Raw genomic sequence first — 15511 nt, 5'->3', positions numbered from 1 at the left:
GATGACATCGCGATGCCGACCATGAACGTCCTCGATCGCCAGAACGCCAAGCGCGCCGCCTCCGCCGGGGCGGCGGATCTCATCGCGGTCGTGTCGGACGCGGGCAGCGAAGACGTGATCCGCCGCGTCGCGCAGGATCTGTCGATCACGCGCGCCCACGTGCAGGCGGGCAATTGCGACGACGCGATCCGCCTGCTGCAGCAGCACGAGCGTTCGCCGCGCCAGCTGATCGTCGACGTGTCGGATTCGGTGCTGCCGGTGTCCGACCTGATGCGGCTCGCCGAGATGTGCGATCCGTCCGTGCGGGTCATCGCGATCGGCACGCAGAACGACGTCGGGCTGTTCCGCAACCTGCTCGGCATCGGCGTGCAGGACTACATCGTGAAGCCGCTGACCGTCGAGCTGATGCGGCGCGCGCTGACCGCGACGGAATCGATCGTGCAGGCGCGCACCGGCAAGATCGTCAGCTTCGTCGGCGCGCGCGGCGGCGTCGGCGCGACGACGGTCGCGGTGAGCCTCGCGCGCTGTCTGGCGGGCGAGAAGCGCCGCCGCGTCGCGTATGCCGACCTGAATCTTCACGGCGGTGGCGCGAACTCGATGCTCGGGCTGTCGAGCAACAACGGGCTGATCGAATTGCTGAACATGGAGCAGCGCCCCGACGACGCGCTGTTCGACCGCATGTTCGTCACGAAGGGCGACCGCCTGCACGTGCTGTCGGCCGAGCTGGCGTACGGCGAGGACGCGCCGCTGCGCGACGATGCGGTCGCGCAGCTCGTCGACATGCTGAAGGACCGCTTCCATTACGTGCTGTTCGACGTGGGCAACCGCGCCGGCAAGCTGTTCGAGGACGCATTGGCGGCGTCGGATCTCGTCTATATCGTCGCCGACCGCTCGGTGCACGCCGCGTACGAAGCCGCGCGGCTCGCGCGCTTCGTGAAGGAGCTGCCCGGCGAGCGGCTGCTGTCCATGGTGCTGAACAATCCGCTCGAGCCGGTCAAGGGGCGCGTCGCGCAGACCGATTTCGAGGACGCGTTCGGCGGCGTGAAGCTGCGCGAGCTGCCGCATGAGCCGCAGCCGCTCGCGGTTGCCGAGAACCTCGGCGAGCCGATCGAAGGCGGGAAGCGTCATGGCTTTCTGGAAGAGATCCGGCGGCTCGCGAACGGCATCACCGGCGAATCGATGGCCGTCGCCGAGCCGTGGTACGCGCGCTTCGTCAAGTGGAGGAAAGGATCGTGACGTTCGGTACCCGCAAACGGTCGACGCCGGAGCCTGCGCCGGCAGTGTCCCCGGCCGGGCCGCGTGACGACGGGCCCGCGCTCGCGCCGGCGCCGGCACCGATCGCGAGCCACGCGCCGCCGCCGCTGCGCGGGGCCGCGGCGGCCGACACGCAGGAGTCGCTGATCCGCTCCGGCAAGTTCGATGCGATTCGCACCGCGGTGTTCTCGTCGATGAACATGTCGGCGGCATTGATGAAGACGCGCGACGAAGTGCGCGCGGGCATCGAGCAGGTGGCCGCGCACACCGTCGAGCGCGAGCGCCTGAAGATCACCGCGGGCGAGCAGGTGCTGATCGTCGACGCGATCCTGAACGACATGTTCGGCGTCGGGCCGATCGAGCCGCTGCTCGCCGACGACACTGTGTCCGACATCCTCGTGAACGGCCCCGACCAGGTGTACGTCGAGCGCGCGGGGCGGCTCGAACTCACGGCGCTGAAGTTTCGCGACAACGCGCACGTGACGAGCGTCGCGCAGCGGATCGCGGCGGCGGTCGGGCGCCGTGTCGACGAGAGCAGCCCGATGGTCGACGCGCGCCTTGCCGACGGCAGCCGCGTGAACGTGGTGCTGCCGCCGATCGCGATGCGCGGCGCGTCGATCTCGATCCGCAAGTTCGCGAAGCGCGACATCACGCTCGCGCGGATGGCGCACCAGGGCAACATCTCGCACGGGATGCTGCAGGTGCTGAAGATCGCGTGCGCGTGCCGGCTGAACATCGTGATCTCGGGCGGTACCGGCTCGGGCAAGACCACGCTGCTGAATGCGCTGTCGCAGCACATCGAGGAGCACGAGCGGATCGTGACGATCGAGGATGCGGCCGAGCTGCAACTGCTGCAGCCGCATGTCGTGAGTCTCGAGACGCGGCCGGAGAATACCGAGGGGCTCGGCGGAATCTCGCAGCGCGACCTCGTGCGCAATGCGCTGCGGATGCGGCCCGATCGCATCATCCTCGGCGAAATCCGCGGCGCGGAGGCATTCGACGTGCTGCAGGCGATGAATACGGGCCACGACGGCTCGATGACGACGATCCATGCGAACACGCCGCGCGACGCGATCAGCCGGCTCGAAAGCATGGTGATGATGGCGAACGCGAACCTGCAGCTGCTGTCGATCCGGCGCCAGATCGCGAGCGCCGTGCACCTGTTCGTGCAGATCGAGCGAATGCGCGACGGCGTGCGTCGCGTGACGCGGATCACCGAGATCGTCGGGATGGAAGGCGAGGTCGTGATCACGCAGGACCTGTTCACGTTCCGGCAGGAAAGCGACACGACGCGCGACGTGGTGAAGGGGGTGTTCGAGGCGTCGTCGCTGCGCCCCGCGTTCGCGCCGCGTGCCGCCTACTACGGCATGGAGGACGCGCTCTCCGAGGTATTCCGGCAATGAGGCCCGCCGACCTGTTCGCGCTCGGCGCATTCGTCGTGATCCTCGTGATCGGGCTCATGCTGTCCGCGCTGCTCGACCGCACGCGGCAGGGGCCGGAGCAGCGCATTCGCGAGCGGATGCGGCGCCTCGCGCCGTCGCTGGCGGGCCGCGAGGCCGGTGCCAACGCCACGCCCGGCGTCGCGCTGTTCAACCTGCCGCGCCGGCAGGGCCGCGTGCGTGCGTGGCTGCAGCGCTACGTGACGCGCGTGCGCGCGGTCGGCGGCGAGCGCGGGATGCGGATCGTCATCGCCAGCGCGATCGTCGGCGAGATCGCGGCGATCGTCGCGATGAAGCTCGTCGCGCTGCCGAGCATCCTGCATCCGCTGATCTACGTCGGGTTGCCGCTGCTGGCGATGCGCACCAGCTATCGCGCGCTGGTCGAGCGCTTCCGGCTGCGCTTTCTCGAAGCGTTCCCCGACGCGATCGACCTGATCGTGCGTGCGGTGCGCGCGGGCATTCCGGTCACGCAGGCGATCAGCACGGTCGGCGACAGCGCGGCGGAGCCGGTGCGCTCGACCTTCCGCACGATGGGCGACAGCCTCCGCGTGGGCGTGGATCTGAAGGACGTGCTGACGCAGGCGTCGGACCGGCTGATGATCGCGGATTTCTCGTTCTTCACCGTCTACCTGCTGCTGCAGCGCGAGACCGGCGGCAGCCTCGGCGAAACGCTCGACGAATTGTCGAGCATCATCCGCACGCGCCGCGACATCCGCCTGAAAACGCGCGCGTTGACCGCCGAAGGGCGGATCACGACGAAGATCATTTCGGCCGTGCCGTTCGTGATGATCGGCGCGCTGTTCCTCGTGAACCGCTCGTACGTGATGCTGCTGTTCGACACGCACGCCGGCCACGTGATGCTGACGATCGCCGCCGTGCTGCTGACGATCGGACTGCTGACGATCAACAAGATCTCGAAACTGGATACCGCGCGATGACGATGTCGATGCTGGCCGCCCGCGGCCTCGAACTGCTGCTGTTGATTGCGTGCGTCGCCGCGGCGCTCGCGACGCCCGGCGGCGGCACGCGCCGGCGCATCGCCGCGCGCGTGCAGCAGGCGGCCGGACAGCGCTCGCTGTCGCTGGCGGCGGGGCGGCTGCAGCCGGGCGAGGTGCGCCAGGACCTGACGCGGCGGCTCGCGCAGCTCGGCGAGCGGCTGCCGGTGCTCGACCCGATGCAGCGCGTGAAGCTCGGGTTGCAGCTCACGCGCGCCGGCTTTCGCGAGCGCCGCGCGGTGTCGGCGATGATCGGCATCAAGCTGAGCTGCGGCGTGCTGTTCGCGGGCTTCGCGATCGTGTTCAGCCCGTACATTCCGCGCCTCGGCGAATTCTTCGTGATCCGTGCGGTGGCGATGGTCGGCGCGTTCGTGATCGGCGTGATCGTGCCGGAGTACGTGCTCGGCGCGATGATCCGGCGGCGCCGGCGCATCATCGCCGCGTGCTTTCCGGATGCGCTCGACCTGCTCGTGATCTGCACGATGGCCGGCAACAGTCTCGCATCGGGCGTGCGGCGCGTCGCCCGCGAACTCCAGCGCATCTGCCCGCCGCTCGCCGACGAGCTGACCGTGTGCGCGGACGAGCTGACGCTGAGCGGCAATGTCTCGGAGGCGCTCGCGCATTTCGCGCTGCGCGTCAATTTTTCGTCGGCGCGCTCGCTCGCCACGACGCTCACGCAATCGCAGCGATTCGGCACGCCGATCACGCAGGCGCTGCGCACGCTGTCGCGCAGCGAGCGCACCGAGCAGGTCGTCGCGCTCGAGGAAAAGGCCGCGAAGCTCGCGCCGAAGATCACCGTGCCGATGATGCTGTTCATCCTGCCGACGGTCGGCCTGATCGCGGCGGGCCCGGCGGCGATCCGCCTGATCGAGGTATTCAAATGACACGATCCGTCATCCGCGCGCTGGCGTTCGCGGCCGTGCTGCCCGTGGTGGCCGGCGGCTGCGCGCCGGGCATCCAGACGAGACCGGCGCTGTCGCAAAAAAGCGACGACCCGCGAGCCGAATTGCGCATTGCCGACAGCGCGCTCTCCGGCGGCAACGTCGAGCTTGCGTCGACGCTGTACGGAAAGGTGCTCGCGCGGCATCCCGATTCCCTCGCGGCGCAGCTGGGGCTCGGCGACGTCAACTACCGGGCCGGCGATCTCGAGCGCGCGCGGATTCTCTATGAGCAGGCACGGCAACAGGCGCCGGCGGATCTCGGGCCGCAACTCGGGCTTGCGCGCGTCGCGCTGCGCCAGCGCCGGCTCGACGAGGCCGCGCAGCGCTACCGCGACCTGCTGGCCGCGCAGCCGAACCTGCCGCTCGCGGCGCAAGGGCTCGGCACCGTGCTCGACCTGCAGGGCCGCCATGCTGACGCGCAAGCCGTGTATCGCGACGCGCTCAACGCGCATCCGGACGCGCAGGGGCTGCGCATCGACCTCGGGCTGTCGCTCGTGCTGAGCAACCGGCCGCGCGAAGGCGTAAACGTGCTGCTCGACGTGGCCGGCTTGCCCGACGCGCCGTGGCAGGCGCGCCAGAACCTCGCGTTTGCGTACGGCGTGCTCGGCAACACGGATTCGGCGAAGAAGCTGCTGTCTGCCGACCTGCCTGCGTCGGCGGTGGCCGACAACCTGCGCTTCTACCAGGCGGTGCGCGCGCAGCTCGCGGCGCGCCCGGCGGCCGCCGCCGCGCGGCCGTTGACGGGCGCGGCGCTCGAGCGGAGCGTCGTGCCTCCCGCTGCGGGGACCGCAAAATGACACGCGGGGCGAGGGGCGCGCGCCACGCGCGCGGCGTCGTATCCCTCGAGTTCGCGCTGATGCTGCCGTTCCTGTTGATGGTGCTGATCGGCATCATCGACGTGAGCCTGCTGCTGTGCGACAAGGCCGTCATCACGAACGCGAGCCGCGAAGCCGCGCGGGCCGGCGTCGTGCTGCGCGTGCCGATGCTGACCCCGACGCAGATCGCCAACGTCGCGTTGAGCTACACGCAGAACAGCCTGGTCAGCGGCGGCACCGGGACGGTGCCGACCGTGGCCGTGACGCAGGCGAACGGCACGACCGCGGGCACCGCGCTGACGGTGACGGTGACCTACACGTATTCCGGGCTGGTGCTGGGTACGGCATTGAGCGTGCTGACCGGCCCGATTACGATCTCGGCCAGCTCGGTGATGCTCTATGAATGACGCGGCCGACACGCGCTGCACCGGCCGCGCACCCGAGCGAGGCTCGGTCGCGCTGTTCTTCCTGATGTTCCTGATTCCGCTGCTGTCGTTCGGCGCGCTGGCGATCGACATCGCGTGGGTCGCCACCGTGCGCAACCAGCTTCAGAACGCCGCCGACGCGGCGGCGCTCGCGGCGGCCGATGCGATGATGTCGCCGACCGGCGGCCCGCTGAACTGGTCGCAGGCCGCGCCGGCGGCGAACGGCGTGATCGCGCAGAATTCGGCGGCGGGCGCGGCGCTGGCGACGGGCACGGTGACGACCGGCTACTGGAACGTGACGCGCACCCCGGCGACGATGCAGCCGACCACCATCACGCCCGGCGCGTACGACGTGCCGGCGGTGCAGGTCACGGTGTCGCGCGCGCCGGGCATCAACGGCGGCTCGATCCCGTTGCTGCTCGGCGGGCTGCTCGGCGTGCCCGGCACATCCGGCAGCGCGACCGCGATCGCGGTGCTCGCCGCGCCCGGCGGGGTGGCGGCGGGCGGCCTCTTTCCGATCGCGATCGATCAGTGCGTGTACAACCAGTACTGGAATGCGGCGACCAACCAGCCGCTGATCAATCCGCTGACGGGCCAGCCGTACGAGTTCTCGATCACCAACGGCCAGACCTATGGCGCGCTGTGCATGGGCGGTCAGTGGACGTCGTTCCAGTCGACCGCGACCGACACGACGACGATGGGCGGCCTGATGGTGACCGGCAACCCGACGACGCTCAATATCGGCGACACCATCAATCTCGCCACCGGCGTGAAGGCGACGCTCTACACGTCGGTGCCGGTCGGTGCGACGGTCGTGCTGCCGGTCGTCACGCAGACCTCGAGCAGCACTTCCGTGCCGATCGTCGCGTTCGCTGCGTTCCGCATCGACGTGTCGCTCGGCGGCACGTACAAGTACATCCAGGGCCACTTCGTCGCCGGCGTGAAGCTCACGGGCGTCGCGACCGGCGTCGGGCCGTACTACGGCGTGTACGTGCCGCCGCGGCTCGCGTTGTGAACGTTGTGAGCGTCGTGCCGCGCGCGCCGCAGCAGCACGAGCAGCGCGAAGAGGGTCACGGCCGGGCCGATCTGCGGCCACTCGAGCCACGGGTTCAGGTATTCGAAGATCGGCAGCGCCCACAGCAGCGCGATCGCCGTTTGCTCGCCGCGCAGCCAGCCGTCGCGCCAGCCGATCGCCAGCATGCACGCGATCGCGACCGCGTGCCACGCGAGTTCGTAGTGCCATACGTACGGGTTGGCAGCCAGCGTCGCGACCGTCAGCACGGCCGCGCGCACGCGGGTATCGCGTGACCATGCCCACGCGACGCAGGCGGCCGCGATTGCAATCACGGCGATACACGCATGTGCGGCATAGGCGGCGGCGGGCGGCACGCCCGCGAGGCGGAAAGTCGCGAACGGCGTCGGCGACACGAGCCAGAACACGACACCGTGTTCGAGGACGATCGAGCGCGCGAGGCCCGTGCTGGCGACGAACAGGCGCAGCGACTCGACCCCGCAGACCAGGATGCTCAACGCGACGAACGTGCCCGTGGCGAGCGCGGCCCATGCGATCGTGCGCCACGCGCGCGCCGCGATCAGCACGAACGGGAACAGCAACGCCATCTGCGGCTTGACCGACAGCAGGCCGATGCAGAGGCCGGCCCACATCGGCCTGCGGGCGGCCCAGTGGACGGCCAGCGCCGCGCAGGAGGCGGTCAGGAACGCGTTCTGCCCGAGCGTCGCGGTGACGAACATGCACGGTGCGGCGGCCAGTGCGAGCGTCGCGGCGCGCCCTGCGGCGGCCATCGTGCCGAGGCCCGATACGCGCGACGCCGCGAGGCCGAGCACGACGACGCCGAACGCGACGAACAGCGGATAGCCGAGCGCAAAGGGCAGCAGCGCCAGCGGCGTCACGAGCAGCAGATAAGTAGGCGGGTACAGCCACGGTGCGAAGCTGTCACGACGAAAGTGGGTGAACAGCTCGGCCGTCAACCGCGAGAATGACGAGAAATCGTACGCCTGCGCCGGCGTACCGTGCAGCATCACGTACGACGCGGACCAGAACACCGAGAAGTCGGCGCCGGGGCGCCCCACTGCGCCGCCGTGGCGCACGACGGTCGTCCAGACCGCGATGAACAGCGCGTAGAACACCAGCATCATTGCGCTGTACAGAACGAGGCGCCGCGGCGTGAGCCACTCGCCGACGGCGCGCGGCGCCGAGCGTATCGATTGGCTGGAAATGTCCAATTGCCGCGGCCCGGCTTACTTGAACGACGCCTTGCGGGCGGCGGTGCCGGCGGTGGCCGGTATCGTCGTCCGGCGGCGGGCCGCGTGCGTGCGCTTGAGCGGGAACTGCAGCAGCTTCGATGCGGGCTGCGCGGCGGCGTCCCGCTCGGCCCGGTAGCGCCGCCTGACGAGATAGACTGGGCGCTGCTTCGACTCGTGATAGATCCGGCCGAGGTATTCGCCGATCACGCCGATGCCGATCAGCTGGATGCCGCCGACGAACAGCACGACTGAAATCAGCGATGGGTAGCCGTGCACCGGATTGCCGAACAACAGCGTGCGTACGACGATGAACGCGCCGTACACGAGCGACAGCATCGCGAACGTGATGCCGACGTAGGTCCACACGCGCAGCGGCACCGTGCTGAAGCTCGTGATGCCCTCGAGCGCGAAATTCCAGCGCCGCCACCCGGAGAACTTCGAGCGGCCGCCGCTGCGCGGCGCACGCGTGTATTCGATGATCGCGGTGCGAAAGCCGACCCACGCGAACAGCCCCTTCATGAACCGTCGCCGCTCCGGCAGCGCGCGCAGCGCATCGACGACCTCGCGATCCATCAGGCGGAAATCGCCGACGTTTTCCGGCATTTCCACCTCGGACAGCGCGTTGTGCACGCGATAGTAGAGCGCCGCCGCCGCACGCTGCAGGTAGGGATCGCACAGCCGGTCGGTGCGTTTCGCGGCGACGACCTCGGCGCCGCCGCGCCAGCGTTCGATCATCGCGGGAATCAGCGCGGGCGGGTCCTGCAGGTCGGCATCGATCAGGATCACCGCGGCGCCGGCCGCCTCGTCGAGGCCCGCTGTGAGCGCCGCTTCCTTGCCGAAGCGGCGCGTGAGATCCACGACGTGCACGCGCGCATCGCCGGCGGCGATCGCGAGCAGCCGGTCGAGCGTGCGATCGCGGCTGCCGTCGTTGATGCAGACGATCTCGAAGCGGACCGCGGCGACCGACTCCAGAACGGGCAGCGTTTCGGCAAAGAATGCGTCGATCGTTTCCTCTTCGTCATGAAACGGCACGACGAGCGAGATCAGCGGCTTCCTGGCTTGCGTGGACATGCTGCGGGCTCCCGAGAGATCCGGCCTGCGCTGCACCGTGTGATTCCGGTTGTTTTCTGCCGAACGGGCGTGGCCCGGTTCGGCGCGACGTCGGTTCCGGTCTGCTTGCCCACCGCAGACCGGACTTAGGTGTTGTGTCCATTGTATGCAGGGAATCGCCGATTCGTAACACGTATCGGCGGATTTGCACGGCGTGGCGAAGGGCTTGCCGGGGAAACACCGGGTGGCCCCCGGCGGCGGACCGTGCGCGACGGCGCTAGGATGGCGTTTTCACTGCCGAAGGAGCGCGCGGTGCAAGTTCACGATCTGACAGGTGCGCCGCTCGATTTCTGGGTGGCGATGGCGGAAGACCTCGGTGCGCCGCGCGTCGACGCCGGCGGGTGCACGATCATTCGCGAGCCGGGTGGCACGCCGGTGCCATACGCGCCGTCGGCTTCATGGGCGGACGGCGGCCCGCTCGTCGAGCGTTTGCCGTTCGGCGCGTTCGAACGCGACGGCGGGCACGGCGCGTGGCGCGCGGTGCTGCATCGGGCGGTGCCGGCGGCGGGCGAGCGCTGCACGTTCAACCAGTCGGGGCCGACGCTGCTGATCGCCGCGATGCGCACGCTGGTTGCGTCGACGTTCGGCGACGACGTGCCCGATCTCGACATGTCGAAGCCGCGCTGAGTGTGCGCGCAACCGGTTACGCGGCCGACAGGTTGCGCACCGCGATCGATGCGACGTCGACGCGCTTCGGCAGGATCGCGTCCGCAGCCGCGCGATCGGCGACGCGTTGCAGTACGTCGATGTCCGCGGCGGTGACGCCGCGTTGCGCGAGCGCCGCCCGGCGGACGATATCGGCGGCCGCATCGCGCGGCAGGCGCGTGAGCGATGCGTAGACGCTCGCGTAGTCGGCCGGATGCGCGAGCGCCCACTGGCCGGCGCGGGTGAGACGCGCGAGCACGTCCGACAGCGCCGCGCGCTTCGATCGATCGTCGAGCGTGTCGACCGGCGACGTGAGGAACGCGAGCCCCGAATTGATCCCGCTGCCGTCGCGCACGATGCGCGCGCCGCGCCGCACCACGTTGCCGTAGTAAGGATCGAAGGTCGCCCAGATGCCGATCTGCTTCGCCTCGAACGCGGCGAATGCGTCGACCGGCAGCACGAAGCGCACGTCGACTTCGCCCGGTGCGAGGCCGTGTTCGCGCAGCGCGCCGTACAACTGGTATTGCGAGATGCTGCCGCGCGCCGACGACACGACGACGGTGCGCCCCTTCAGGTCGGCGACCGTGCGCACCGGCGAATCGGGCTGCACGACGATGCCGAGCGACGTGGGCGAGCCCACGCGCGTCGCGACGATCCGCAGCGCCGGATCGCCGAGCGCGGCCGTCAGCACCGGCAGGTCGCCGGCCGGCGCGAGATCGATCGCGCCCGCGCGCTGCGCTTCGAACAGCGGCGCGGCGCCCTGGAAATTCGCCCAGCGAAACCGGTACGGCACGCCGTCGAGCACGCGCGCGGCCTCGGCCAACGCGCGCAGGCCGCCGGCCTGATCGCCGAGCACCAGCGTGACGTTCGACAGGTCGGGGCCGGCCGCGCGGGCGGGCAGGGCGGCGGCGCCCGCAAGCGGTGCGGCGGCCAGGGCGGCCACACGCAGCAACGCACGGCGGCGGGCAGGGGCGGGGGGCGAAGTCATCGGCGGCGGTCCTCGGTGATCCGCGCGCGGGCCGCGCGGCTGCCGGGCAGATTACGGAATCGGTTTCGCGCCGGCAAACATCGAATCGCGCAATGCTTATTCGTGCGACGAGGAAATGGCGGCGGGGGAAGATACGGCGCTAGGCTGCCGCGGGGACGGTGCGCAGGAACGCACGTACCGCGGGCGCCTTCTCGAAGCGCCGGTGCGCGAGCGCGAGTTCGGACGTGATCGGCTTGCCGGCGATCGGCCGGTACACGACGCCCGGCAACGACACGCAGCCGGCGAGCGCGTCCGGAATCACGGCGACCCAGCCGTTGACCGACACGCACGCGAGCACTGCGAGCAAGCCGCCCGGCCGCGCGGCGATCACGGGCGCGAAGCGGCCGCGGCGTGCGACTTCGAGCGTACCGCGCTCCTGCTCGGGTACCGCGAAGCGTGCGTCGGCGAGATCGGCGGCGCGCACGGTTGCCATCGACGCGTAGCGCGAATCGGCCGGCACGGCCGCAACGAACACGTCGCGCTGCAGCGTGACGATCCGCAGCCCGCCCGGCAGCGGCAGCGGCGGGCGCACGTATGCGAGATCGAGCCGGCCCGTGTCGAGCTGCTTCGCGACGTCATCCATCGGCACTTCCCGCAGGTTTAGTTCGATGCGCGGATGCGCGGCGCGAAACGCACCGACCGTGCGTTGCAGCGCGCCCGAATAGACGGCCGACGACACATAGCCGATTTCGATCCGGCCGAGTTCGCCGCGCTCGGCCAGCATCGCGAGTTCGCGGCCGCGCTGCAGATGCTCGAACGCGGCGCTCGCCTCGGCGAGAAACACAACGCCTGCCGCCGTCAGCGTGACCGCGCGGCGCGAGCGCTGGAACAGCCGCACGCCGAGCAGCCGCTCGGCCTCCTGGATCTGCCGCGTGAGCGCGGGCGGCGCCATGTCGAGCGCGTCGGCCGCGCGCGCGAAATGCAGATGCTGCGCGACGCTCAGGAACGCGCGCACATGACGGAATTCGAGCGGATTCAAGATTGCAATTTTCGTCAATAAAACTGCATGGACGTATCAATGACAAGCAATACGCGCCCAGCCTAGCATACGGCTCGTTCCTCTCGCTCCGGAGCTGTCGATGCCCCAGCCTTCCTCCGCCTCGCGCGCCGCCGCGCCCGCGAGCCCCCGCCTGCCGGCCGCCGCGACGCTCGCGGTCGCGTCGGCAACGTGCTCGCTGATCGTGCTCGACACGAACGTCGTCGCGGTGTCGCTGCCGAGCATCGCGCGCGGCTTCCATGCGAGCTTCGCCGACATCGAATGGGTCGTGAGCGCCTACATGACCGCGTTCGCCGCGTGCCTGCTGCCGGCCGGCGGGCTCGCCGACCGCTTCGGCCGCAAGCGCATGCTCGGCGCCGGGCTCGCGCTCTTTTCGCTCGCGTCGCTCGGTTGCGGGCTCGCGCCGTCGGCCGGCTGGCTGATCGCCGCGCGCGCGGTGAAGGGCGGCGGGGCCGCGCTGCTGCTGACGGCCGCGCTCGCGGTGATCGCGAACCGCTTTCCGGACGGGCGCGAACGGGCCCGCGCGTGGGCGATCTGGGGGATGTGCATGGGGATCGCGACGGCCGTCGCGCCGCTCGTCGGCGGCGCGATCACGCAGTGGATCGGCTGGCGCTGGGTGTTCCTGCTGAACCTGCCGGTGTGTGCGCTGCTCGCGGCCGGCGCGCGCGTCGCGATCGACGAGTCGCGCGATCCGCACGCAAAACGGGTGGACGCCGCCGGCAGCCTGCTGTTCGGCGCGGCGCTCGCGTGCGCGATCGCCGCGCTGATCGACGCGCCGTCGCACGGCTGGCTGTCGGGCGCGACGCTCGGCCGGTTCGCGCTCGCCGCTGCGCTGCTGGCCGCATTCGTCGGCGCGGAGCGCTGGCAGGCGCGGCCGATGATCGATCTCGCGCTGTTTCGCCAGCCGCGCTTCGTCGGCGCGGTGCTGGCGATGTTCGGCTATGCGGCGTGCGCGCAGGTGATGATGACGTTTCTGCCGCTGTACCTGCAGAACGCGTTCGGGATGTCGGCGATCGACGCGGGGCTCGGGATGCTGCCGTTCGCGGTCGCGATGATCGGCGGGCCGTCGCTCGGCGGCATGCTCGCCGCGCGCGTATCGCCCGGCGGCGTGCTGGCGGGCGGGCTCGCACTGATCGGCGCGGGCAATCTCGCGACCGCCGCGCTGACGGCCGGCGGCGACTACCGGCTCGTCGCGCTCGGTATGTTCGTGACGGGGTGCGGCGCCGGCATCATGAACGGCGACACGCAGAAGGCGATCATGGCGTGCGTGCCGCCGAACCGCACCGGGATGGCGTCGGGCATCAGCACGACCACGCGCTTCTCGGCGATCGTGACGGCCGTCGGCGTGCTCGGCGCGGTGCTGGCCGCCAGTACGCGCGCGCAGCTCGAGCGGCTGCTGTCGGCCGCACCGGGCGTGCGGGCATTCGTCGATGCGCCGTTCATGTCGAGCCTGCTGGCCGGCGATCTCGCGCAGGCGCTCGCGCACGTGCCGCCGTCGGCCGCGCGCACGCTGGCGCAAGCGGCGCCCGCTGCGTTCGCGAGCGGATTCGCCGACGCGTTGACGGTGAGCGGTGTGCTTGCGCTTGCTGCCGCCGTCGTTGCGTACAAGTTGCTTGCGCAACCGATGCGTGACGCGTGAGGTGGGTGGTGGTGCTGGCGACACCGCGCCCTGCGCAGCGCGCGCAATTTCAGCGGGACTCAGTGCGACTTCGTCGCGATGCGATGGATGCGCGCCGCGCGCGCGGGGTGCGGCCGCTGCGAGGTGCCGCAATGCGTCGCCTGCCGCCGGCGGGTGCGTCGCGTGGGTTCGGGCGGCTCGTCGGCCACCGGCGCAGCCGTTCGCGCGTCCGCGCCCACGTTCGCGGCAACCGCCGTGACATCCGGCAGCGCAGCCTCCGCATCGAGCCAACTGCGCGTCGCTTCGGCGATCAACGTGCGCAGCCACCGCACGCCGTCGACGCAAGCCCCCGACTCGTTCCACGTCATCCGGTACACGATGTCCGGCGGCTCGGCCGGCAGCGCGACCGCGCCGAGCGGCAGCAGCTTCGCGTAGTGGCGCGCGAGCCGATACGTGGTGGTCAGGATCAGGTCGGAGCGCACGAGCGCATGCGCGGCGAGTTCGAAATGCGGAAGCGTGACGACGATCCGCCGCTGCAGGCCGACGCGTTCGAGCTGCAGATCGATCGCGCCGGACGCTTCGAGCCACGACGGCGTCGGGCACAGCTGCGCCGCCTGCGCGAATTCGGCGGCCGTCATCGCGCCGCGCCGCGCGAGCGGATGCGTCGCGCGCATCAGGCACACGACGCGATCGTCGAACAGGTCGTCCTGCCGGAACCGCGACGAACGGGCAGGGCGATTGTCGATCACGACGTCGAGCTCGCCATCGGCGAGCGCACGTTCGTCGTCGTAGCCGTCGCCGAGCGGATGGAACACGAGCTGCGCGTTCGGCGCGCGTTCGCGGAACAGCGCGACGAGCTTCGGCACGAACAGCACGTTCAGATAATCGGGGCAGCCGATCCGATAGGTGCGCACGGAGGTGCGCGCGTCGAAGGTCGGTTGCTGGATGCGGATGAAGTCGATCACGCGCAGCGCATTGCGCAGCGGCTCGATCAGCCGCGCGCCGAACTCGGTCGGCACCATGCCGTAGCGGCTGCGCACCAGCAGCGGATCGCCGAGCAGCGTACGCAGCCGCTTGAGCGCGGCGCTCGTCGCCGGCTGCGACATGTTCAGCCGCACGGCCGCGCGCGACACGGTGCGCTCGGTGAGCAGCACGAGCAGGATGCGCATCAGCCGCGCGTCCAGTACGTCGAGCGCGCCCGTGGCGTCGGACGCGTCGAGGGGCAGGCCGTTCGGCTCCGGTGCGTCCCGCATGTCGCTACGCGCGCCCGCGGCCCGTCATTTGACGAAGGTGCCCGACGATCCGTCTCGGACGCGGCGGGCGTCCGCGCCGCTCGATCCCAGGCCGATGGATGGCTTCCAGTCGCACGCGTTGTCTCCTTCCATGTTCGGTGGCGCGAACCGGCAGCGTGTGCACGCAGCGCGGGCCCGGCCACCGTGGACGTTATGTGTCGGATTTGCTGGCGAGTATGGGTCGGCGCCGCGACGATGGGAAATTAAATATTCGTCTGGCCGTCAGTTGGAAAATGAATGGGGCGGGACGAGTATCGGCGCGCCGGCGTCCGGCACGCGGATTGCGCGCCCCCGGCTTCCATTCAATCGACATCAGCGGAGGTGTCATGCAGCGATATTCCATTCGTTACGTATCGCGAGCCGTCTTCGCCGGCATCCTGATCGCCGGCCTGGCGGCAGGTGCGGGCTGTCAGAAGAAGAGCGAGACCGACACCGGCACCGGTGCGAGTTCGAGCGCCACGGGCGGCATGGCGCCGGCGCCGTCCACCGCGCCGTCGGGCATGCCGAGCAGCGGCACGGCCGGCAGCGGCGTCGACGCGGCGAGCATGCCGGGCGCGGCATCCGCGCCGGCGGGCGCGAGCGGCGGCTGACACGCGGCAGCGGGCGTCGTCCGGCCCTGCCGCGGCGACGTGCCGGCTCGGCACGTGCGCCGCACGGCGCGCGCGTGCGACGCCCTGCGCGTGAAAGA

General features: G+C 70.5%; 15 protein-coding genes. 10 read left to right on the top strand and 5 right to left on the bottom strand.

Features of this window, described 5'->3' with window-relative positions; translation table 11 throughout:
- The first annotated feature begins 12 nt into the window (after positions 1 to 12).
- From ABIC50_RS06580 to ABIC50_RS06550, 7 genes are read left to right on the top strand one after another with little or no spacing between them, the layout of a single operon-like run.
- Positions 13 to 1236, top strand: coding sequence for a CpaE/TadZ family protein (locus ABIC50_RS06580; RefSeq protein WP_354162505.1), 1224 nt, complete (start codon positions 13 to 15; stop codon positions 1234 to 1236).
- Entirely contained in the window at positions 1233 to 2657 is a 1425-nt protein-coding gene (locus ABIC50_RS06575) for a TadA family conjugal transfer-associated ATPase (RefSeq protein WP_354162502.1), read from the top strand. Before ABIC50_RS06580 ends, ABIC50_RS06575 begins: the two co-directional genes overlap by 4 nt.
- A complete protein-coding gene (locus tag ABIC50_RS06570) occupies positions 2654 to 3631 on the top strand; it encodes a type II secretion system F family protein (RefSeq protein WP_354162499.1) in 978 nt (325 codons plus the stop codon). The genes ABIC50_RS06575 and ABIC50_RS06570 overlap by 4 nt, the downstream gene beginning before the upstream one ends.
- Positions 3628 to 4572, top strand: coding sequence for a type II secretion system F family protein (locus tag ABIC50_RS06565; protein ID WP_105831472.1), 945 nt, complete (start codon positions 3628 to 3630; stop codon positions 4570 to 4572). The genes ABIC50_RS06570 and ABIC50_RS06565 overlap by 4 nt, the downstream gene beginning before the upstream one ends.
- On the top strand, positions 4569 to 5426 hold the full coding sequence (locus ABIC50_RS06560) for a tetratricopeptide repeat protein (RefSeq protein WP_354162497.1): 858 nt from the start codon (positions 4569 to 4571) through the stop codon (positions 5424 to 5426). The genes ABIC50_RS06565 and ABIC50_RS06560 overlap by 4 nt, the downstream gene beginning before the upstream one ends.
- Positions 5423 to 5851: a TadE/TadG family type IV pilus assembly protein gene (locus ABIC50_RS06555; RefSeq protein ID WP_006755604.1), complete on the top strand. Its 429-nt coding sequence runs from the start codon at positions 5423 to 5425 to the stop codon at positions 5849 to 5851. The genes ABIC50_RS06560 and ABIC50_RS06555 overlap by 4 nt, the downstream gene beginning before the upstream one ends.
- Positions 5844 to 6884 (top strand): TadG family pilus assembly protein, encoded by a 1041-nt coding sequence (locus ABIC50_RS06550; RefSeq protein ID WP_354162494.1) that lies wholly within the window; start codon positions 5844 to 5846, stop codon positions 6882 to 6884. The genes ABIC50_RS06555 and ABIC50_RS06550 overlap by 8 nt, the downstream gene beginning before the upstream one ends.
- Here the strand turns inward: ABIC50_RS06550 and ABIC50_RS06545 are convergent.
- Positions 6848 to 8113 (bottom strand): glycosyltransferase family 87 protein, encoded by a 1266-nt coding sequence (locus ABIC50_RS06545; protein WP_354162491.1) that lies wholly within the window; start codon positions 8111 to 8113, stop codon positions 6848 to 6850. The genes ABIC50_RS06550 and ABIC50_RS06545 overlap by 37 nt on opposite strands.
- Before the next feature lie 15 nt (positions 8114 to 8128).
- Positions 8129 to 9205 carry a glycosyltransferase family 2 protein gene (locus ABIC50_RS06540; RefSeq protein ID WP_354162488.1) on the bottom strand — a complete coding sequence of 359 codons (1077 nt, stop codon included), beginning with the start codon at positions 9203 to 9205 and terminating at the stop codon, positions 8129 to 8131.
- Between the two features lie 291 nt (positions 9206 to 9496).
- Here ABIC50_RS06540 and ABIC50_RS06535 point away from each other — a divergent pair, with 291 nt between their 5' ends.
- The gene (locus tag ABIC50_RS06535; RefSeq protein ID WP_354162485.1) at positions 9497 to 9871 is read left to right on the top strand and encodes a phage protein NinX family protein; all 375 of its coding nucleotides are present in this window, start codon (positions 9497 to 9499) and stop codon (positions 9869 to 9871) included.
- A 16-nt stretch (positions 9872 to 9887) separates the two neighbouring features.
- On the opposite strand, the gene ABIC50_RS06530 is transcribed toward ABIC50_RS06535, so the two are convergent.
- Positions 9888 to 10877, bottom strand: coding sequence for an ABC transporter substrate-binding protein (locus ABIC50_RS06530; RefSeq protein ID WP_354162482.1), 990 nt, complete (start codon positions 10875 to 10877; stop codon positions 9888 to 9890).
- Between the two features lie 139 nt (positions 10878 to 11016).
- Positions 11017 to 11895, bottom strand: coding sequence for a LysR family transcriptional regulator (locus ABIC50_RS06525; RefSeq protein ID WP_354162480.1), 879 nt, complete (start codon positions 11893 to 11895; stop codon positions 11017 to 11019).
- A 100-nt stretch (positions 11896 to 11995) separates the two neighbouring features.
- On the opposite strand from ABIC50_RS06525, the gene ABIC50_RS06520 reads away from it, so the two are divergent.
- Positions 11996 to 13552, top strand: coding sequence for an MFS transporter (locus tag ABIC50_RS06520; RefSeq protein WP_354162477.1), 1557 nt, complete (start codon positions 11996 to 11998; stop codon positions 13550 to 13552).
- A gap of 59 nt (positions 13553 to 13611) precedes the next feature.
- Here ABIC50_RS06520 and ABIC50_RS06515 read toward each other — a convergent pair whose 3' ends face one another.
- Positions 13612 to 14784 carry a LysR family transcriptional regulator gene (locus tag ABIC50_RS06515; RefSeq protein ID WP_354162474.1) on the bottom strand — a complete coding sequence of 391 codons (1173 nt, stop codon included), beginning with the start codon at positions 14782 to 14784 and terminating at the stop codon, positions 13612 to 13614.
- A gap of 365 nt (positions 14785 to 15149) precedes the next feature.
- Between ABIC50_RS06515 and ABIC50_RS06510 the strand changes: the two genes are divergently transcribed.
- Entirely contained in the window at positions 15150 to 15413 is a 264-nt protein-coding gene (locus tag ABIC50_RS06510; protein ID WP_082089639.1) for a hypothetical protein, read from the top strand.
- Positions 15414 to 15511: the final 98 nt, after the last annotated feature.

The sequence above is a fragment of the Burkholderia sp. 567 genome (assembly GCF_040545115.1).
Lineage (GTDB): Bacteria > Pseudomonadota > Gammaproteobacteria > Burkholderiales > Burkholderiaceae > Burkholderia > Burkholderia ambifaria.
The sequence above is the reverse complement of the archived record's forward strand: the minus strand, read 5'-3'. Positions and strand labels throughout refer to the sequence as shown.